A 20,798-nucleotide genomic window follows, 5' to 3' on the forward strand; every position below is an offset into this window, starting at 1 on the left:
TATGAGAATAGCTATTTTATCTCCGTTTTACCCTTATCGTGGAGGGTTGGCGCAGCTCAATGCAAGATTGTATACAGAGTTGTCGAAGAATAATGAGGTAGAGGCTTTTACATTTACAACCTTATATCCTGAATTTCTTTTTCCCGGCAAAACGCAGTATGTATCGCAAGATGATTCGGCAACGGTGATAGACAGTAAAAGGGTTTTGAATTCAATAAATCCATTCACCTATATAGGTACAGCACGTGCTATAAATAAATTCTCGCCCGATGTGTTGATTATTCCTTATTGGATGTCATTTCTTGCTCCGGCTTTCGGCTCTGTGTGTATGTTTCTGGATAAGGGTATCAAGGTGGTTTCACTTGTTCATAATGCCATACCGCATGAGCGTAGGATCATAGATAAATCTTTTGCCAGATTCTTTTTTAATAGATGCGATGCTTTTATTGTCATGAGCCAACCTGTTTATGATGATCTTTTATCGCTAAAGAATGATGCTAATATTCTTTTGCAGCCTCACCCTATTTACGATCAATATGCAGAGCGTACAGACAAGGATACAGCATGTGGTAAATTAGGAGTCAGGTCGGACAAAAAGAACCTCTTGTTTTTTGGACTTATCAGAGATTATAAAGGCTTAGATATTTTAATAGAAGCTATGGATCAACTAGATGATAGTTATCAACTGATAATAGCCGGTGAATGTTATGGTAGCTTTGATAAGTATACCGAACTTATTAATAAATCAATATTGAAGGATAATATTATTGTTTTTGAGCAATATATTCCCGATGATATGGTTTCTACTCTTTTTTCAGCGGCGGACGTATTGATATTGCCCTATCGTTCGGCAACACAAAGCGGAGTTGTGGCTTTGGCTTATCAACTGGAAACACCCATGATCGCAACCAATGTAGGAGCTTTGGGCTCTACTGTTGAACAATCGGGTACGGGACTCGTTGTCTCTTTACCTACTCCTCTAGGTGTGGCAAATGGTATTAAGGAATTTTTCGATAAGGATAAGATCAGCCTTTACATAGAAAATCTGAAAAAAGAAAAGACTCGACTTTCCTGGGCGAATTTCACTCAGTCGGTCGAATCTTTTTTATCTGTCTTGTAATTCTTATTATTTCACCCACACATTAAGGATCTCACCTATATACATTTTATGTAAGCCGTCTTTTGTAAAACTATCAGGCAATTCTGATTTATCAATCTTTAAACCTGCTTCAGATATTGGTTGAGCTACTAATTTACGACATTCGAATATCATAGAGGCTTCCGAAAAAGCAGTGGCACCCGAAGGTGTTTTAATAGGAGTAAGGCCTGAACCTTTTATCTTATCTGTATTTTTACCACTTGTAGTTCCACAATACTGTATAACATCTTTATATGCCGGGGTATAGAAAGATATAGTATATGTTTCTCCCTCATCCATTGTTTTAATCGAGTAACGGGTAGGGTTCAGAAAGCACATTGATATCGGTTTTTCCCATAATACACCCAATCCACCCCAAGAGGCTGTCATAACATTTGTGCTTTCACCTTTTCCTGAAGTTATCAATGCAGCTTCATTGAGTAATTTAATAATATTCTCAGGTATATCTTGAGGTGATATGTTTTTGAAGCCCGGTAAAGTTGCCCCTGCGGTATTTTCTTTTACTTCCGGAATAACAGCTATTGGAGGTGTTAGACTTCCTGATGAGGACATTGTATTTTGATGTCCATTGATATGCTGGTTAAGAGCGTTGAATATTTGATTAACAGAGTCGATTGTTGCTGTTCTGAATTTACCGTAGTAGGTATTCAGTTTCTGTCCATTTTTATGAACGGCAATTTTATCCGTAATCATATCTTCGGCAGCAAGGGTCTCGGTGTCTTTACCGGTGTTGTATTCGTATTTTATATTTCGAATAGTTGCATTGCAAATGTCGTTCTCTATGTTAAGAATCATTTGATAAGACATTACAGCTTTATCGAGCATAAGGACTCTTTTGGCGAAAACTAAATCAATGCTTCCGATACAGGCTATTTGTTTTTTTTCCGAATCAGACAGTAGAATCCGTTGGTCGGGGTTTTGATTATTCTTTCCAAAATATATTTCAGCCCATTCATTCACTTTATCGAATAGTTCATCTCCTGATAATTTTGAACTAGGCTGAATAGATTTTGTGAAAACTACCTTGCCATTTGTTTCAGATACTGCCCCTGCCAGATATTTTGTATTTTCCTGTGCATTAACCAAGGATACGATTGAGAAAAAAAGAGCTGTAAAAAGTAGAATATAGCTTTTCATACTGTGGTATTTTTATTTTATACAATTAGAGTCTTTAAAGTTAAATAATTATGCGGATAGATAGCAATTTTTGTAAAAGGAAACTATCTAAGATTATACGCCAAATAAAAAAGGCATCCTGAATATTTCGAGATACCTTTATTGTTTGTTTTGCAGAATATATTTATTGGATTCTGAATAATCCGTATTTTATCATACAGATAAAAGCTCTGACTCCATCTCTCCATCCTATTTTCTTACCTTCCTCGTATGTACGTCCATAATAAGAAATACCTACCTCATATATTCTAACATTCGGATATCTAGATACTTTGGCTGTAACCTCTGGTTCGAAACCGAAACGTCTTTCTTTGAGAGGAATAGATTTTATTATGTCTGCTCTGAACAGTTTGTAACACGTTTCCATATCTGTAAGGTTGAGATTGGTAAACATATTAGACACAAAAGTTAGAATCGTATTACCTATAGAGTGCCAGAAGAATAATATACGATGAGGATTTCCGCCCATAAACCGAGAACCGAAAACGACATCAGCAAAACCATTTACAATCGGTTTTAATAGAATGTTGTATTCTTCCGGGTCATATTCCAAATCGGCATCTTGTATTATTATATAGTCACCTGTGGCTTCTGCTATACCTCTGTGTAACGCAGCACCTTTCCCCATATTCATGGGTTGGGCAAATAGTTTTATGTCACTTTCGGAGTGGTCTTTAATATATGCTTCAACAACTTCTGCTGTGTTGTCTTTTGAGAAGTCATTTACTATTATAATTTCTTTCTGTATATTGTTTACCAATTGTACATCTAGAACTTTATTCAGTATAAGATGAATTGTTGGAGCTTCATTATAAGCCGGAATGACGATAGACAATTTCATGTTGGGTCTTTTTTTAATGTAAATTAATATGTTATCCGGTATGGTGCTCCTTCTTTTGTCCTAAAGCCTTCTTGTAAAGTTTTTCCTCTCATCTCTATACCTCCAGTGTAATCCGAACCGCAAGGTAATGGGCAATCGTAACAGTGAGTTTCTACCGTACTTGTATATATAATCATATTATTAATTTCCACAGGTACAAATTCTATTTTTGTTCTATGAAAATCTTCTTTTAGTTTTTTTGTAAAGTCAATATTTTGTGGTTTGTATAATAAACTGTAAATAGGTTGTGTTGTATCTATTTGATAACAAGTCCAACGAATTGCTTGCAAAGTTAAAAATAATACAATACAAATACTAATTAATATTCTAATATTAAGATTTGAACGAATGATTTTTTCATTCTTTATAGTATTTAGAATGAGGTGTATCGGTATAAAAACTAACGAAATAATGAATCCATAAGCAAACCTGAAATCAGGGGCAGAAGAGAACCAGAAAATGAATCCGCATAAAGCGATTAGCCAAGTAAGGTATAGGTATCTAAGTTCTTTCTTTCTCTTTTTTAACGAAAAATAAATGATAGGCATGGAAATGATTGCCATTAGACTCGCGATAAAGAAAAACCTGTTAGCATAAGGGTTGTAATAGAACATCCCTGATTGCCACCATTTTGTTATCCATTGATTGAGGGGCATACTTAATACTTGATCGATAGGTGCAGAGTCCATTCTGGCAAAAGCATAAATGTAATCCTTTTGGTCGATGACATATTCGATGGGTACTTTCCAATCGAAACTGAAAATGTCTATTCCGGGATATGGGAAAACTAAATATCCTGTCATTATTACTGTTCGGATAAACCAGGGTAGTACAATGATTAATCCTGTGGAAATGAAAAACGAGAGGCTTTTATAATTCTTATTTTTAAAATTGATCCATAATACGTAAGCTGCAAATAGGCAAATGATGAATGCTGATAACTTTAAAGTTATGCAGAATGCTGGTATGGCGATGAAGACGAGTTGGTTATCTTTTACTGTATTCTTGTCGAATAATACCTTTATAAAAAGATACATAATAAGTAAATTGGGAAGCAAGTCGGTTGTTGGGGATGAAATATGGAGCTTATATACTGTAATAAAACTACAAATCATCACGATGGGAACGACAGATTGGAAAACCGAATTACACTTAATCGTTTTGTATATAACCCACATGAAAATGAATACCAGACAAAGTGAATGCACTCCGAATATATATTGTCCGAAAAGAGGTTTTAGCCCAAAGGTAGAACACGCTAAGAAATAATTAGAGTTAAATCCAAAACGAGCTTGTAAATTTGCCAATCCGGGCACTACACTGTATTGCTCGTACCACATTATATTTTGTATGTGATAATAAGGTGTGTCAACCCACATCGGACTAGTAAGGCAGTGTACTGCAAAAACGAAAATAGGTGATAAAATAAGGAAAAGATGTAGTTTCGGTAGCTCTTTGATCTTCTTTGTGTAAAAATTGATTCCTGTTTGAAGGTACTTTCTCGATAGTAAGCAATATAATATGCAGATTGCGACAAGACCTAGCAGTAATATATAATTGGCAGGAATAAATAAAGAGCTTATGGCTATGAGTGTAGTGGTGAATACCATTCCAATCATAAATGTATCTATTAGTGAATATGGGGTATCTTGCTTTGTAACTTGTCTGTAAACAGAAATACAGAAATTTCCGATAGAAAGAAATACAAATGCCACAATTGCCCATGTGATAATAATTGCAAGCATAATTAAAAGTTAGTTTTGTTTAGTTTTGAAGCCCTGATTAAGCCTCTCTCCTCTCATTTCCAGTTTATTATTCGGGTATGGCATGCATGGTAAACACTGGTCGAAGCATTGGTTACCATTGTCAGGGTAGTATATCGTTGAATTATTTATATTGTATTCTAAAAATTTAGAATCTTTCTCATTCTTTTTGTAATCAATCGATTGTGGCTTATATAATAAGGTGTATATCGGTATATTCGGATCTTGGTAATATTTAACCTGACTGTATCCCATATATGTCAATAAGATCATACTAAGAATAATAAATGAAGGGATAACAAAGCCTATTTTCTTTAAAAAGGATTTTATCATCAAACTGTTCTCTTCCTGCGAAAAGAAAAACATATAAGGAATAAAAGCACTGCAAATAATAAAGCTAAAGCTAAATCGAGGATCGGGGGCAGTGAAGAATCCAAAAAGGTAGCCGAATATAGCTGTTACCCATACTACGATAAATATACTATTACGCCTTAGCACTTTGTTGCAGACTAAGACTATAATAGGTGAAACAAGGGCCAGAAGATATAGTGCCAGATTGTAAAAAGATTGGTTCTTCAGCCAAATAGGTACCCATTCGGTCAATGGCATATTTAATACTTTGATAGGATCTTCATTGGGTATCCTGGGCCAGGCATAAGCAGCATTTTTTTCTTCCAAAACCTGTTCTATCGGCATTTTCCAATCAAAACCGAATATATCTATCGCAGGGAACGGATATACCAGATAGCCACTAAGAATAATAAAGCGGGTACACCATGGAATGATGATAATTGCACAGATTCCCATTAGTATCAATAAATTTTTGTATTCATTATTCCTAATGAGAGATATTAAAGAGAATATACTAATCAGGCAGATCAAAGCAGATGATAATTTCAGCGTTATGCAAAATATCGGTAAGATGACGAGCATCAGTATCTTGTCCTGTAAAATATTCTTCTCTATAATGCAACTTAATAAGATATATATAATCAATATATGCGCCAGTATATCGGTAGAAGTTGATGATAGGTATATACCAAATGAGAATATGCAGAGAAGCATAATAATTGATAACATTGCTTTCTGTACGAAGTATTCAGATTTACTTATTTTTACTATCAACCAAGTAGTAAATACAAATAGAGATAAACTATTTATCGAGAAAAAACACGGGTAAAAATCCGGATGATAATTAAATAAAGTAGATAGCAATAAAAAGTTAGAATTAAAAGCTAACCGTCCATGTAGATTACCCAGACCGGGAACAACACTATATTGCTCACTCCACATCATTGTTTGCAGATGATATAAACCTTCATCGTACAACAGTGGGGTAGTCGATGCTAAAAGGAAAATGGCTACAAACGAAATGGCTAAGGCTACTTTGCTCCAAATGGATAGTTCAGCTAATCCGGTGCTGATTGTTTCGTATAGAGCTCCTAGTCGCTTCCTTTTTATAATCCAATAAACGATTGATATCGATATAAAAAGAGCAAGTATATAAATATTTATAGGGGAAAAGATAGATATGACAGAGAGTAAAACTCCTGTCGAGCAGATTCCTAGCCAGAAACTATCGAAAAAGGAATACTTATCTTTCTTCTTTGAGATATTATGCCATAACGATGATGTCATATCTCCAAAAGCAAGAAATACGAGAACCATCATTAACCACGAGCAAAGAAGTGCCAGCATTTATTTCTTTAGAACTTCGTCGAAGTATTTAATTGTTGTAATAAGACCTTCTCTTAATTGTATTTTCGGCTCCCAGCCTAACTTCTCTTTAGCCAGTGTTATATCAGGCTTCCGCTGTCTCGGGTCGTCGCTAGGTAATGGTTGGAATACAAGTTTAGATTTCGAACCGGTAAGTTCGAGTACAAGAGTTGCTAATTCAAGCATCGTAAATTCACCCGGATTACCAGTATTTACAGGACCGATAAAGGAATCTTCGGTAGCCATCATACGTATCATAGCTTCCACTAAATCATCTACATATTGGAAACTACGTGTCTGATTCCCATCACCATATATAGTTATGTCTTCGCCTTTGAGTGCTTGTACTATGAAGTTGGAAACTACACGCCCATCATTCGGATTCATGTGCGGGCCATAAGTATTGAATATACGCACAAGTTTGGCCCTCACTCCATTTTGGCGATGATAGTCTACAAATAGTGTCTCGGCACAGCGTTTTCCCTCATCATAACAAGAACGGATACCAATCGGATTTACGTTTCCCCAATAGCTCTCCGGTTGAGGGTGAACATTAGGATCGCCGTATACTTCGCTTGTCGAAGCTTGCAGCACTTTCGCTTTCAATCGTTTGGCCAGACCAAGCATATTGATAGCTCCCATTACCGATGTTTTTATTGTTTTTATCGCATTGTATTGATAGTGAACCGGTGAAGCAGGGCAAGCAAGGTTGTATATTTCATCTACATCGATGTGGAAAGGATGGACAACATCATGCCTTACAACTTCGAAATAAGGATTATTCATCAAATGAATGATATTGTCTTTCGATCCTGTAAAATAATTATCCAGACAGATTACTTCATTCCCCTCATTAAGTAGTCTTTCACATAGATGTGAACCGATAAATCCGGCTCCTCCTGTGACTAATATTTTTTTGCGATTCATATTGCTAGTTATGTTGTTGCTATTTAGTTTGTTTGAGTTGCAAAGGAACGAAAAATACTACTGACTTTTGTCTTATTATAGCATTTTATTTCCCTGCCACAATTTTCTTTATGTCGCTCAATTTGTTTAGTGCTTCCATTGGTGTCAGATTATTCACATCCAACGACACAATTTCGTCGCGAACCTGGCTGAGCACAGGATCATCTAATTGGAAGAAACTAAGTTGAAAACCTTCGCGCTGTTCTGTTATATCGCTTATCGGCTTTGCTATTCCTTGTTTTCTATTGTCAGTTTCTAATTCTTTAAGTATAGTGTTTGCTCTTTTTACAATACTTTGAGGCATGCCGGCCATTTTGGCAACATGGATACCAAAGCTATGTTCGCTACCGCCTTTTACCAGCTTACGCAGGAAGATTATCTTATTGTCAATCTCTTTTACTGATACATTAAAGTTTTTGATACGCTTGAATGATTTTTCCATTTCATTCAATTCATGGTAATGCGTTGCAAAAAGAGTTTTCGCTCTCGCTTTTGGATGTTCGTGTATGTATTCGACAATCGCCCAAGCTATCGAAATTCCATCGTATGTACTCGTCCCACGTCCTAGCTCATCGAAAAGAACCAAGCTACGGGACGAAAGATTGTTGAGGATGTCGGAAGCCTCGTTCATTTCTACCATAAACGTAGATTCCCCTAAGGATATATTATCAGAAGCCCCTACACGTGTAAATATCTTATCTACAAGCCCTATTTTTGCCGATTCGGCTGGCACGAAACTCCCTGCTTGCGCCATCAGCGTGATAAGTGCAGTCTGACGAAGTAATGCAGACTTACCCGCCATGTTGGGCCCTGTAATAACAATTATTTGTTGAGAATCATTGTCAAGATAGACACTGTTTGCAATGTAAGCCTCGCCTAGTGGTAATTGTTTCTCAATAACAGGGTGACGTCCATTTTTTATATCTAGAACCTCGGTATCGTTGATCTGAGGACGGATGTATTTATTCTCTTTAGCTGTTTTGGCGAACGATAATAAACAGTCTGTCTGAGCTATCAGGCTGGCATTTACCTGTATCGTAGGTATATATTCTACAAGGCTAAGTACTAAATCATTATATAAAGTCGTTTCCAGAGCGAGTATTTTGTCTTCAGCCCCAAGTATTTTCTCTTCATAATTCTTTAATTCTTCTGTTATATAACGTTCAGCATTTACGAGGGTTTGTTTGCGAATCCACTCCGCAGGAACCTTTTCTTTGTGTGCATTGCGTACTTCTATATAATACCCGAATACGTTATTGAAACTGATTTTTAGGGAAGATATCCCTGTTGTTTCTATTTCGCGTTGTTGTATTTTCAGCAGATAGTCTTTTCCTGAATGTGAAATCTGGCGTAACTCGTCGAGATCGGCATTCACTCCTTTACGAATAACGTTCCCTCTGTGGAGTAAAGCAGGAGGGTCGGGTTGTACTTCTTTTTCTATGCGGTCGCGGATGATCGGACAGGGATTAAGTCTTTCGCCAATTTCACGCAGACTAGGTTCGTCTGATGCCAGAAAAGCTTCGCGGATAGGTGCTATTGCATTTAGTGCTACTTTTAACTGTACCACTTCGCGAGGTGAGATACGATTAACTGCTACTTTCGATATGATACGTTCCAGATCCCCGATAAGAGATAATTGTTCTTCCAGAAGAGTTTTTAATTGTACATCTTTAAAGAAATATTCCACAACAGCCAAACGGCTATTGATAGGCTTTTCGTCTTTCAACGGGAATACTAACCAACGGCGAAGCATACGTGCGCCCATCGGCGAAATTGTTTTGTCGAGGATATCCAAGAGGCTTTTGCCACCTTCGTTCATTGTCGAGATAACTTCGAGGCTGCGCACAGTGAATTTATCCAGACGTACATATTTATCTTCTTCTATGCGTGATAGGGTAGTAATATGACCAATCAGCATATGCTGTGTGACATCTAAGTAGTGAAGTATAGTACCGGCAGCAATCACTCCATTTGTTAGCTGATCTACACCAAATCCTTTTAAGTTTTTCGTTTCGAAATGCTTTATAAGGCGGTCTTTGGCTGTGTTTTCAGTAAAAACCCAGTCGTCGAGTTCGAAAATAAAGAAACGATTGCCGAAATATTCTTCAAATAGTTTTTTCTTGCTGCGTTCCACTAATATTTCCTTCGGAGAGAAATTTGTAAGCAGCTTATCTATATATTCTTTCTTTCCTTCTGCTACGAGAAACTCTCCTGTCGAAATATCAAGGAGCGATATTCCGCAGATGTTTTTCGCAAAATGTATGGCGCAGAGAAAATTGTTTTCTTTGTGGTTGAGTATATTGTCGTTGATCGAAACTCCCGGCGTTACTAGTTCTGTAACACCTCTTTTTACTATCGATTTTGTTAACTTAGGGTCTTCGAGTTGGTCGCAAATTGCAACACGCCTTCCTGCTCTGACAAGTTTTGGCAGATACGTGTCTAATGCATGATGCGGAAAGCCTGCCAATTCTACAAAAGTCGCTGCCCCATTAGCTCGGCGGGTTAGTGTAATTCCTAATATTTCGGAAGCTGCAATTGCATCCTCAGAGAAGGTTTCGTAAAAGTCACCCACGCGAAACAATAAAACTGCATCAGGATGTTGGCTCTTGATCTCTAAATACTGTTTCATTAAAGGGGTTTCTGCTACTTTTTTTGCCACTATGTTCGTGCTTTAAATTTTGATATTGTACAATTTCTAAAGAAACAAAGATAGAAAAAAATAAGTGAAACAAAGTTCATTCGCAGGTAGTATGGTATTATAAAATAATAATTATCTTTGGTAACCAAAATTTGACCATTACATTTTACCCGACACCAAAAACTTTTATTTATGGTATACAGTTGATATAAAATTGAATGATAGAACAAATAATAATTTTAGAAAATATAGACCCTGTTGTCTTTTTTGGGACTAATAATGCGAATGTACAACTTATAAAAACGCTTTTTGCAAAACTGCGGATTGTTGCTCGGGGCAATGTTATAAAGGTGAGTGGTAGTGCCCAAGAGATTCCTCTTTTCGAAGAAAAAATAAGAGAACTTGAGAAATTCTGTAGCGAAAGAAATACGCTTTCGGAAGAAGATATTGTAGATATCATAAAAGGAAAATCGCCTAATGTGGTTAAACAAGAAAATCTTATCGTGTTCGGACTGAATGGTAAGCCTATTAGTGCCCGCACTCCCAATCAACAGGCATTTGTAGATGCTTTCGGTCAGAACGATCTGGTATTTGGTGTAGGGCCTGCCGGTTCGGGTAAAACATATACAGCGATCGCTTTAGCTGTAAAGGCATTCAAAAATAAAGAGGTAAAGAAGATAATTCTAAGTCGTCCGGCTGTAGAAGCTGGTGAAAAACTGGGGTTTCTTCCCGGTGATATGAAAGATAAGATAGATCCGTATTTACAACCACTATACGATGCCTTGGAAGATATGATTCCTCCGGCAAAGCTGAAAGATTATATAGAAAATAAAGCAATACAGATAGCGCCATTGGCATTTATGCGTGGACGGACATTGAGCGATGCTGTTATTATATTAGACGAGGCACAGAATACATCGGTGCAGCAGATCAAAATGTTTCTGACCCGTTTGGGGATGAATGCAAAGATGATTGTTACCGGCGATATGACTCAGATAGATTTACCGCCGACTCAACAATCGGGCTTGAAGCATGCGCTTCATGTGTTGAAAGGAGTAAAAGGTATTGGCTATATTGAATTTGATAAGGCCGATATTGTGCGTCATAAATTAGTGCAGCGTATAGTCGATGCTTATGAGAAAGAAGATGTGCGAAATAAAAAAGAAACACTAGAAAAGAAAGGCTTTGAGCATTAATCTCTTAGAAAAAATCATTGCTTTTAACAGACTTTCTGTTAACTTTGATGACGTTTTTGTGTTATAATATCAAGTATAATAAAGATATAAAATATAAGATGAAGAATACTTTAGTAACAACAGATTATAATTTTTCGGGACAAACAAGTGTTTATCATGGTAAAGTAAGAGATGTATATTCCATTGGTGAAGATACATTGGTAATGATAGCTACCGATCGTATATCGGCTTTCGATGTAGTTCTACCTCAGGGTATACCATACAAAGGGCAGGTGTTGAATCAGATAGCTGCTAAGTTTTTAGAGGCTACCTCAGATATTGTTCCTAACTGGAAGCTGGCTACGCCTGATCCTATGGTTACAGTTGGTCTGAAATGCGAACAATATAAAGTAGAAATGGTTATCCGTGGTTATCTGACCGGTAGTGCATGGAGAGAATATAAAAAAGGAGCAAGAACTCTTTGTGGTGTAGCTCTTCCCGATGGGATGAAAGAAGATCAGAAGTTTCCTTCTCCTATTATCACACCGACTACTAAAGAAGATGTAGGACACGACGAGAATATTTCGAAAGAAGAAATTATAGCTCAAGGTCTTGTTAGCAAAGAGGAGTACGAACAATTGGAAAAATATACCTACGCATTATTCCAACGTGGTACGGAAATCGCTGCTCAAAAAGGTTTAATACTTGTGGACACTAAATACGAATTCGGTAAACGTGATGGTAAAATTTACCTGATAGACGAAATTCACACGCCTGACTCTTCACGCTATTTTTATGCTGATACTTATCAGGAGTTATTCGACAAGGGGGAAGAACAAAGACAGTTGTCGAAAGAGTTTGTTCGCAAATGGCTAATGGAAAACGGATTCCAAGGCAGAGACGGCGAGCAGGTTCCTGAAATGACAGAGGAGTATTGCAACAGTGTTTCGGAACGTTATATCGAGCTATACGAAAAGATAGTTGGAGAGCCGTTCGTTAAGGCTGATGTTTCGGATGTAGCTATCCGTCTAAAGAAAAATATTACCGAATATCTGGAAACCGTTTAAATTCTTTTCCGCGAAAATACAAACTGGTTTCTAAGAACAAAATATAAGTTCATATGCCAAATCTTTATATCATATCAGGATGTAATGGTGCCGGAAAAACGCTCGCATCATATGCAATGTTTCCTGAGATGCTGGACTGTAAAGAGTTCATCAATGCTGATGAAATAGCAAAAGGTCTGTCTCCGTTTCAGCCCGAAAGAGCTTCGATAGAGGCAGGTCGCCTTATGGTTTATCGGATGAATGAAATGCTGCAACTAAAAGAAGATTTTGCAATAGAAACAACATTGGCAACAAAGTCTTATGCCAGTTTCATTCGAAAAGCCCAAAGTGAAGGCTATTTTGTTACGCTCATTTATTTTTGGCTCGACTCTCCGGAACTAGCGATCAGGAGAGTAGAACAACGAGTTAGCATGGGAGGGCACAATGTGCCCGAAGATGTGATTCGCAGAAGATATAGAGCCGGGATGCGCAATCTTTTCAGAATGTATGTCCCTATTTCTGACTATTGGATATTGATTGACAATTCTACCGATCCTTTTCAAATGATTGCAGAAGGAAATAGAAATGAAATTCAAGCTATTCATCATGTGGAGATATTCAACTACCTGCAGAGTATATAATCTTTGCAGTTTGTTATTTAAAACGAATAGAAATCCCATATTTTATAACCTATGACCTACGATGCTGAGAAAATAGTGCCCTATTCGAGTTCCGAAAACAAAGGGGCTCAGGTAGAGCGTATGTTCGATTCTATAGCTGAGAATTATGATGTTCTTAACCACACTATGTCGATGGGAATCGATAGAGGTTGGCGGAATAAAGGTTTGTCTATGCTGAAAAAAGTGAATCCTCAACAAATCCTCGATATTGCAACAGGAACGGGGGATCTGGCATTGCAGGCTTATGATATACTAAAGCCACAGTCAATTTTAGGCATCGATATATCGGAAGGTATGATGGAAGTCGGTCGTAAGAAAGTCGAAAAGGTAGGTTTGTCTGATAAGATTACGTTCGAAAAACAGGATTGTATGGCTCTTGATCTTGCCGACAACTCATTTGATGCTGCGATGGTGGCTTTTGGAGTACGCAATTTTGAAGATTTGGATAAAGGTTTGAAAGAGATACTCCGTGTATTAAAACCCGGAGGTCAATTAATGATTCTCGAATTGTCAACACCTAACCACTTTCCTGTGAAACAGGGTTATTGGCTTTATTCACGATTGTTTATACCGACAATAGGTCGCCTGATTTCGAAAGATCAGGTTGCATACTCTTATTTACCTAAATCGATAGAGGCATTTATTCAGGGAAAAGAAATGGTGAATACACTTTTGAAAAATGGATTTGCTCAGGCAGAATATAAGACCTATACATTTGGCGTGTGCTCCATGTATCTGGCTTCTAAATAATAAATGTATTACTCTTTTGTCAACTTGCCAATCAGTTCTAGCAACTGATCAAACTCCTCAGGTTTGAATCCGCTAGAATCATAAACTATCATCCCATTTTTATCGACTAAATAAGCGCGAGGAATGTATTTTGTCGCAAATTTATTAGAGAACTCACGTTTCGCATCAGGGTATAGAGGGAATGTGAATTTCTTACGCGTATTATATTTTATGAGTTCATCTTCGGTATGTTCACGTCCTACTACAAGCATTTTGAAATTAGGATTATCCTTGTATTTTGGCCATAATATACTTTCTATTTCTGCCAGCTCTTTCTGGCAAGGTCCGCACCAAGTGGCAAATATTGTGATTAGGACTACTTTTCCTTTTAAATCTTTGGAATCTATATTTCCGTATTTGGTAGAAGAGAGCCCGAAAGACGGCATAGGGTCACCTTTGCTTACTACATTGCCTTCGGCTTTTTGAGCAGACAAAGAGAGAATAAATAGTGTTGTGGATAAAAATAGTGCTGTTAGTCGTTTCATAGTGGTATCTTTAATTGTTAAATCTATTATTTCAATAATGTGAGTTCGATCTCAATATCATATAATTATGAGTTGTGAGTTATATCTGTCTTTCACCCATTCTGTCATCCCGAACTGAAAGGAGGGATCTGCTCTGAGATCAGCCTAGCTATTAGTTAATAATCTCAAGAGATAAGAGATCCCTCCTTTCAGTTCGGGATGACAAATGTAATATAAGTGAATATTTTGTTGTTTTATCTCTTTTATAATTCTTGTATACAGAATATTATCTTGCGTATAGTTTATTTAATAGATCGTCTCTTCTCAGTTTTTTCAACGATTGAATAATTTGTTGACGATACTCTCTGTCGTACCAAAAGAAAAATTGACGCTGAGCCAGTTTTTGATCTTTAGTACGTGCAGTATATACTTTTTCCAGTGTATAGGGATGATAGCCTGTATAGTATATTTCGGTCGCTAAAGTCATAGGTGAAGGGGTGAAATCTTGGATTTGCTCCAACTTAAATCCTAAGGGTTTTGTCTCAACAGCTAATTCTGCCATATCTACCTCTGTACAATCGGGATGCGATGATATAAAGTAAGGTATCAGTTGTTGCTTAATACCCGATTCCTTATTTATTTTGTCGAATATCTTTCTAAAAGTGTGGAACTGCTGGAAACTGGGTTTACGCATGCAGTTCAATACCTTATCAGAAGTGTGTTCGGGCGCTACCTTCAATCGTCCCGAAACGTGATTCAGAATAAGTTCTTTCGTATATTTATCTGATATTTTATTCAGTCTGTCGTCATCATTTCTATGGAGCAGCATATCGTATCGGACGCCACTGCCTATAAACGATTTCTTTATTTTCGGTAGTGCATCTACTGCTGCGTAAACATCTAATAGTGCCGAATGATCGACATTCAGATTCTTACATATCTTAGGATGCACACACGAAGGGCGTTTGCATTTGGCACAGATGCTTTCGTCTTTACCTTTCATGGCGTACATATTTGCCGAAGGGCCTCCCAGATCGCTCAGATAACCTTTAAAGTCGGGCATTTCTGTTATCTGCTTTACCTCATTCAATATAGACTTTTTAGAGCGCGATGCTATAAACTTTCCCTGATGGGCAGATATGGTGCAGAAAGCACAACCACCAAAACATCCGCGATGCATATTGACTGAGAATTTAATCATCTCGAAAGCCGGAATAACCTTCTCCTTATATTTCGGATGAGGTAAACGCGTATAAGGCAGATCGAAAGAAGCATCTATCTCCTTTTCCGACATCGGTGGATAGGGAGGATTGATTACTACCGATCCTTCATTATAGTTTTGAATAATGCGCGAAGCATGAACCATATTGGATTGCTCTTCCACTATGCGGAAGTTTTTAGCTTGTTTCAATTTATCCGCTAAACATTCCTCGTGAGAAAAGAGATGGATATCTTCTCTGTCTTTATATGGGTCGATTTTGTCCTTTGTAAGGTATGCTGTTTGGGGAATTTCTCTCAAAGTATTTATTGCTTTCCCTTCCCTTAATTGGGTAACGATTGCTTTAAGTGGATTTTCTCCCATCCCATAGATAAGCAAATCTGCCTTAGAATCAACAAGAATCGATTTATATAATTTGTCGTCCCAATAATCATAGTGTGTGACTCTGCGCAGCGAGGCTTCTATTCCTCCCAGCACGATGGGCACATCGGGGTATAATTCTTTCAGAATATTAGAATATACGATAGAGGGTCTGTCGGGGCGCATACCAGCTTTTCCTGCGGGCGTGTAGGCATCGTCGGAACGTAGGCGTTTATTTGCTGTGTAATGGTTTATCATAGAATCCATTGCGCCGGGGCTTATGCCGAAAAAAAGACGGGGTTTGCCTAGTTTCTTAAAATCGCGTAAGTCGTCACGCCAATTAGGCTGAGGTATTATGGCGACTTTTAATCCTTCGGCTTCGAGCATGCGACCAATTACTGCTGCTCCAAAAGAAGGATGATCTATATACGCATCACCTGAGAATAAGATGACGTCCAATTCATCCCATCCTCTTATCTCAACCTCTTTCTTAGTGGTTGGCAACCAATCCGTCAATCGATATTCTTTCATATTTCGACCGCAAAGGTATGTTATTTTTGGCAGAGAGAATACATAAAAACATCACATAACTCTTTGCGTCTTGCTTTAAAGTTGTTTTGCATTTGAATCTGCATAGAAGAGGAAGCCTCCTGCACATTTGATATTTTATGTTGATATATGATCTTTCGGATTTATCTATATAGGAAGTGGTCTAGACTTTTTGTTTTTCGTATTATTTTGTCATTCTGAGGAACGAAGAATCTCGGTTGTGAGATGCTTCTCTATCGTTCAGCATGACAGAGAGAGTAAAAAGAAAGACTTTTGAAAAGTCTAGACAACTTCTGGTAATAAATTGAAAAGAGGTGAAAATATTAGCAAAAGGTTACAGTGAAAAGCTATATAAAAAGTGTCACTTTTGTTACCTTTTAACATTCTCTAGTTGTCGAAATAAGTGAGAAATACGAAGGCTGAGAGTTAAAAACCATTTGCTGGCTATGATCTGAATAATAAATAGGTTTGCAACCTTAATGGTTTCTGTCAATAAACATTTATATTTGTAAAACGTTATTAATATTAATTATGAGAGGACTTCGCTTATTACTGTGTATATTTTTAATATTGATTATTGCGGCATGTAGTACTACCAAAAACATTCCGGAAGGAGAGTATTTACTCGATGCTATAAATATTAAGCATGACACAAAAAATGCGACCTCTGACTTAGAATCTTTTGTCCGCCAGCAGCCTAATGGTAGCTTACCTCTTTTTGGCAAAGTTCGTCTGAATATTTATAATATGGCAGGGCAAGACACCAGCAAATGGATTACCCGTGCAGTAAGAAAAATGGGACAAGCCCCTGTTATATATAGTGCGAGGAGTGCAGCATCTTCGGCTACTCAGTTACAAAAGGAAATGAGTAATCAGGGTTATCTTAATGCTGAGGTAGACACAGCTCTTAGAGCTAAGGGTAAGAAGATGACTGTGACATATAATATAAAGGGAGGCACCCCTTATCTTATTCGTAACTATACCTATACCATAGAAGATACGACCATGGCTCGTATTATGAAAATAGTTCCCCTCAAGCCTTATCTTGCGAAAGGTGACTTCTACGACATGAGTATGCTGGAACAGGAACGTGGACGGGTCAATCTCATTATGCGTAACGGCGGATATTATAATTTCTCGAAAGAATTTGTTTATTTTAAAGCAGATACAACACTTAATTCGCATCAGGTAGACTTGTATATGAATATTTATCCGGCAAAAGATAGTCTTCCATATCCTCGTTTACGTTGGAATAAGGTTACTATTGTTTCTGGTCTCAACTCTTTAGAGACACCTGATAGACCTCAGGGGGGAAATAGAAGAAATCGGAAAAATCCTTATTTCAGAAATGCTGATACAACTCAATACAATGACATCTGGATAATAAGAGGGCAAAATAAATTTTTGCGATCAACAAGTATCCGCCGAAATAACTACATAAAAAAAGGTGCGCTTTACTCTGATAGAGCGTTAACCAAAACATACGAGTCGTTTAATCAGATGAGTGCAATAAAGCAGGTGAATATAAGTACGACACCCTCTTCCGAAGATAGTACACATTTGCTGGATGCTACAATCTTACTGACTCCTGCCAATGCACATTGGTTTAAGGCGAGTCTTGACGGTACAAACTCAGCGGGGGATATAGGGGTTGCACCCAGTCTTTCTTATCAGCATCAAAATCTATTTAATGGATCTGAGCAGTTGAGTATAAAACTAAAAGGTGCTTACGAATTTATTTCCGGAGGAAATGAGGACGACCTGCTGAATCAGAGTTTTTATGAATATGGAATAGAAACAGGCATAACCTTTCCACTGTTCCTTGTTCCTTTTCTTAAGAAAAGCTGGCGGGAGATGCCAACAGCGACAACCCGATTCAGCGTCGGGTTAAATAATCAGCATCGCCCCGAATATACACGTGAATTTTTCAATATGACTGTCAATTACGGATGGTCGTCTAATAATAACCGCTTGCTTCATAGTGTCGATTTATTCGATATAAACTATGTTCGTATGCCTTGGGTATCGGCCCGGTTCGATAGTTTGTTTCTAAATAATGTAAACAATCCCTTATTAAGGGAGAGTTACAAAGACCAGTTTATTTCCCGTACATCTTATTCATTTACATTGGTTAATGGGCGGCGATTCAATCCGCTATATCCTACTTATTCTATTCGTGGTTCGTTAGAAGTGGCAGGGGTACTGCCTCGGTTGATTGCTGCGATGAATGGCGACAGGCCTGGCGAAAATGGACAGAGGACTATATTCGGAGTGGCGTATGCAGAATACATAAAAGGTAATATCGATTATGCCCGCACATTTTATTTTTCTAAAAGACATTCATTGGCATACCATGTTGGATTGGGCTTGGCACATCCATACGGTAATTCTAATATATTGCCTTTTGAACGGCGTTTCTTCTCCGGGGGAGCTAATAGTGTAAGAGGGTGGAATACCCGAAGACTGGGGCCCGGCTCTTATCGTGGCAACAATAACAGCGAAGACTTTGTGAATCAGGTGGGGGATATGAAACTCGATATAAGTATAGAGAACCGTCATAAGATAAATAGTCTGCTTGAATTAGCCGAATTTATCGATGCGGGAAATATTTGGACATTAAAGAAGTATGAGGCTCAGGGTGGAGGACAGTTTCAGTTTTCCAATTTCTATAGAGAGATAGCTGTAGCTTATGGTGCAGGTATACGCTTCGACTTAGGTTTTCTCCTCCTTCGTCTCGATTGTGGAGTCAGAGCCTACGATCCGGGCTTACCGCAATCCGATCGGTTTGTTTTATTTCAACCGAGATTGTCTCGTATGGCTCTCCACTTTGGTATCGGGTATCCTTTCTGATTTTAGCGGTCGAATCTCAAAGCCATTCCTCTTACGTCGTGCACAACTCCTTTGTTAAAAGCCATTCTTCCGTTTAGAAATGTTTTCTCTATTGTTGTAGACATGGTTTCACCTTCCAATGGAGCCCACTTGCACTTGTATAAAATATTATCTTGTGTAATGGTATATGGTTTTTCAGGGTTTACCAATACAATATCAGCATAATAACCTTCTCTGATATATCCGCGTTTATGTATTTGGTAGAGGATTGCAGGCGCATGACACATTTTGTCAACAACCTGTTCTTTGGTTATTTTACCTTGTTTTGCCAATTCTAACATCATCTGCAGAGAATGTTGTACTAATGGGCCACCCGATGCGGCTTGCAGACATCCGCCATGCTTTTCCTCTAGCAGATGAGGTGCATGGTCGGTAGCAACGACATCCAGCTTACCGCTTAGTAGTCCTTGCATAAGAGCATCTCTGTCTTGTTTTGTTTTTACAGCAGGATTCCATTTGATACGTGTGCCATATTTAGCATAGTCTTCGTCAGAGAACCATAAATGATGTACACAAACTTCGCCTGTAATTTTCTTTTCAGCCAAAGGTTTTACATTGAACAGGCTTATCTCTTTCTCGGTAGAAAGGTGTAATATATGCAATTGTGTCTGATATTTATCAGCTAGCTCTACCGCTTCGGCGGATGATCGGTAGCAAGATTCTGCACTGCGAATAAGCGGATGATATTGAAGTGGAATGTTCTCTCCGAATTTTGCTTTATAATGAGCTATGTTTTGTTGAATGATCTCTTCTTTTTCGCAATGGGTTGTGATCAACATACCCACTTCGGCGAAGATGGCTTCTAAAGCCTTTTTCTTATCCACCAGCATATTGCCGGTAGACGATCCCATAAATACTTTAACCCCACAAACTTCTTTTGGATTAACTTTTCTGAGTTCCGGTAAGTTGTCGTTTGTAGCACCAAGATAGAATGAATAGTTGGCAAATGATTTATTTTTCGCTATCTCGAATTTATTATTGAGTGCTTCTATTGTTGTGGTCTGAGGTTTTGTATTGGGCATCTCCATGAATGAAGTGACCCCTCCGGCTATGGCTGCACGGCTTTCGCTAGCAATATCTCCTTTGTGTGTTAAACCCGGTTCGCGGAAATGAACCTGATCGTCAATTACTCCGGGAATCAGCCATAGGCCTTTTGCATCTACTTTGGCTGCATGATTGATTATTTCCGCAGGGACTTCTTTATCTCTATATACTTTTGTGATAAAGTGATTTTCGATCAGAACCGAACCGATGAAGGACGTGCCTTCATTTATAATAGTGGCGTTGTGAATAAGTATCATAGCTAATTGTTTTTTTACAAAAGTAGGG

Annotated in this window: 15 protein-coding genes; 6 read left to right on the forward strand and 9 right to left on the reverse strand. The window is 37.9% G+C overall.

Annotation, left to right across the window (positions count from 1 at the left end; translation table 11 throughout):
- Nucleotide 1 precedes the first annotated feature (1 nt).
- Nucleotides 2-1,120: a glycosyltransferase gene (locus G7Y56_RS02405; RefSeq protein WP_165040785.1), complete on the forward strand. Its 1,119-nt coding sequence runs from the start codon at nt 2-4 to the stop codon at nt 1,118-1,120.
- Nucleotides 1,121-1,126: 6 nt separating this feature from the next.
- Here G7Y56_RS02405 and G7Y56_RS02410 read toward each other — a convergent pair whose 3' ends face one another.
- The 6 genes from G7Y56_RS02410 to mutS all read right to left on the reverse strand — a co-directional run bounded on the left by G7Y56_RS02410 (nt 1,127) and on the right by mutS (nt 10,289).
- Nucleotides 1,127-2,296, reverse strand: a complete 1,170-nt coding sequence (locus G7Y56_RS02410) for a DUF4468 domain-containing protein (RefSeq protein WP_165040787.1) — start codon at nt 2,294-2,296, stop codon at nt 1,127-1,129.
- Nucleotides 2,297-2,459: 163 nt separating this feature from the next.
- Complete coding sequence (locus tag G7Y56_RS02415; RefSeq protein WP_165040789.1) at nt 2,460-3,176, reverse strand: glycosyltransferase family 2 protein; 717 nt, start codon at nt 3,174-3,176, stop codon at nt 2,460-2,462.
- Nucleotides 3,177-3,199: 23 nt separating this feature from the next.
- Complete coding sequence (locus tag G7Y56_RS02420; RefSeq protein ID WP_165040791.1) at nt 3,200-4,960, reverse strand: hypothetical protein; 1,761 nt, start codon at nt 4,958-4,960, stop codon at nt 3,200-3,202.
- 9 nt (nt 4,961-4,969) lie between these two features.
- Nucleotides 4,970-6,676, reverse strand: coding sequence for a hypothetical protein (locus tag G7Y56_RS02425; RefSeq protein ID WP_165040794.1), 1,707 nt, complete (start codon nt 6,674-6,676; stop codon nt 4,970-4,972).
- Nucleotides 6,677-7,621 (reverse strand): UDP-glucuronic acid decarboxylase family protein, encoded by a 945-nt coding sequence (locus G7Y56_RS02430; protein ID WP_165022825.1) that lies wholly within the window; start codon nt 7,619-7,621, stop codon nt 6,677-6,679.
- 85 nt (nt 7,622-7,706) lie between these two features.
- Nucleotides 7,707-10,289, reverse strand: a complete 2,583-nt coding sequence (mutS, locus tag G7Y56_RS02435; RefSeq protein WP_185153975.1) for a DNA mismatch repair protein MutS — start codon at nt 10,287-10,289, stop codon at nt 7,707-7,709.
- A 227-nt stretch (nt 10,290-10,516) separates the two neighbouring features.
- On the opposite strand from mutS, the gene G7Y56_RS02440 reads away from it, so the two are divergent.
- The 4 genes from G7Y56_RS02440 (at nt 10,517) to ubiE (ending at nt 13,949) form a co-directional block, all read left to right on the forward strand.
- The gene (locus G7Y56_RS02440) at nt 10,517-11,494 is read left to right on the forward strand and encodes a PhoH family protein (protein WP_165040798.1); all 978 of its coding nucleotides are present in this window, start codon (nt 10,517-10,519) and stop codon (nt 11,492-11,494) included.
- Between the two features lie 98 nt (nt 11,495-11,592).
- A complete protein-coding gene (locus tag G7Y56_RS02445; protein ID WP_165040800.1) occupies nt 11,593-12,540 on the forward strand; it encodes a phosphoribosylaminoimidazolesuccinocarboxamide synthase in 948 nt (315 codons plus the stop codon).
- 53 nt (nt 12,541-12,593) lie between these two features.
- Nucleotides 12,594-13,160: a zeta toxin family protein gene (locus G7Y56_RS02450; protein WP_165022816.1), complete on the forward strand. Its 567-nt coding sequence runs from the start codon at nt 12,594-12,596 to the stop codon at nt 13,158-13,160.
- Between the two features lie 51 nt (nt 13,161-13,211).
- Nucleotides 13,212-13,949: a bifunctional demethylmenaquinone methyltransferase/2-methoxy-6-polyprenyl-1,4-benzoquinol methylase UbiE gene (gene ubiE / locus G7Y56_RS02455; RefSeq protein WP_165040802.1), complete on the forward strand. Its 738-nt coding sequence runs from the start codon at nt 13,212-13,214 to the stop codon at nt 13,947-13,949.
- A gap of 8 nt (nt 13,950-13,957) precedes the next feature.
- On the opposite strand, the gene G7Y56_RS02460 is transcribed toward ubiE, so the two are convergent.
- A complete protein-coding gene (locus tag G7Y56_RS02460; protein WP_165040804.1) occupies nt 13,958-14,473 on the reverse strand; it encodes a TlpA disulfide reductase family protein in 516 nt (171 codons plus the stop codon).
- Nucleotides 14,474-14,738: 265 nt separating this feature from the next.
- A complete protein-coding gene (locus G7Y56_RS02465) occupies nt 14,739-16,562 on the reverse strand; it encodes a YgiQ family radical SAM protein (protein WP_165040806.1) in 1,824 nt (607 codons plus the stop codon).
- Nucleotides 16,563-17,111: 549 nt separating this feature from the next.
- Between G7Y56_RS02465 and G7Y56_RS02470 the strand changes: the two genes are divergently transcribed.
- The gene (locus G7Y56_RS02470) at nt 17,112-19,430 is read left to right on the forward strand and encodes a BamA/TamA family outer membrane protein (RefSeq protein ID WP_165040808.1); all 2,319 of its coding nucleotides are present in this window, start codon (nt 17,112-17,114) and stop codon (nt 19,428-19,430) included.
- A gap of 2 nt (nt 19,431-19,432) precedes the next feature.
- Here the strand turns inward: G7Y56_RS02470 and G7Y56_RS02475 are convergent, their stop codons facing one another.
- Nucleotides 19,433-20,770 (reverse strand): dihydroorotase, encoded by a 1,338-nt coding sequence (locus G7Y56_RS02475; RefSeq protein WP_165040810.1) that lies wholly within the window; start codon nt 20,768-20,770, stop codon nt 19,433-19,435.
- Nucleotides 20,771-20,798 lie beyond the last annotated feature (28 nt).

The sequence above is a fragment of the Dysgonomonas sp. ZJ709 genome, assembly GCF_011039195.1.
Classification (GTDB): Bacteria; Bacteroidota; Bacteroidia; order Bacteroidales; family Dysgonomonadaceae; genus Dysgonomonas.

Coding starts and splice junctions, on each gene's coding strand:
- G7Y56_RS02405 (WP_165040785.1), top strand. CDS start 2: ATGAGAATAGCTATTTTATCTCCGTTTTACCCTTATCGTGGAGGGTTG.
- G7Y56_RS02410 (WP_165040787.1), bottom strand. CDS start 2,296: ATGAAAAGCTATATTCTACTTTTTACAGCTCTTTTTTTCTCAATCGTA.
- G7Y56_RS02415 (WP_165040789.1), bottom strand. CDS start 3,176: ATGAAATTGTCTATCGTCATTCCGGCTTATAATGAAGCTCCAACAATT.
- G7Y56_RS02420 (WP_165040791.1), bottom strand. CDS start 4,960: ATGCTTGCAATTATTATCACATGGGCAATTGTGGCATTTGTATTTCTT.
- G7Y56_RS02425 (WP_165040794.1), bottom strand. CDS start 6,676: ATGCTGGCACTTCTTTGCTCGTGGTTAATGATGGTTCTCGTATTTCTT.
- G7Y56_RS02430 (WP_165022825.1), bottom strand. CDS start 7,621: ATGAATCGCAAAAAAATATTAGTCACAGGAGGAGCCGGATTTATCGGT.
- mutS (WP_185153975.1), bottom strand. CDS start 10,289: ATGAAACAGTATTTAGAGATCAAGAGCCAACATCCTGATGCAGTTTTA.
- G7Y56_RS02440 (WP_165040798.1), top strand. CDS start 10,517: ATGATAGAACAAATAATAATTTTAGAAAATATAGACCCTGTTGTCTTT.
- G7Y56_RS02445 (WP_165040800.1), top strand. CDS start 11,593: ATGAAGAATACTTTAGTAACAACAGATTATAATTTTTCGGGACAAACA.
- G7Y56_RS02450 (WP_165022816.1), top strand. CDS start 12,594: ATGCCAAATCTTTATATCATATCAGGATGTAATGGTGCCGGAAAAACG.
- ubiE (WP_165040802.1), top strand. CDS start 13,212: ATGACCTACGATGCTGAGAAAATAGTGCCCTATTCGAGTTCCGAAAAC.
- G7Y56_RS02460 (WP_165040804.1), bottom strand. CDS start 14,473: ATGAAACGACTAACAGCACTATTTTTATCCACAACACTATTTATTCTC.
- G7Y56_RS02465 (WP_165040806.1), bottom strand. CDS start 16,562: ATGAAAGAATATCGATTGACGGATTGGTTGCCAACCACTAAGAAAGAG.
- G7Y56_RS02470 (WP_165040808.1), top strand. CDS start 17,112: ATGAGAGGACTTCGCTTATTACTGTGTATATTTTTAATATTGATTATT.
- G7Y56_RS02475 (WP_165040810.1), bottom strand. CDS start 20,770: ATGATACTTATTCACAACGCCACTATTATAAATGAAGGCACGTCCTTC.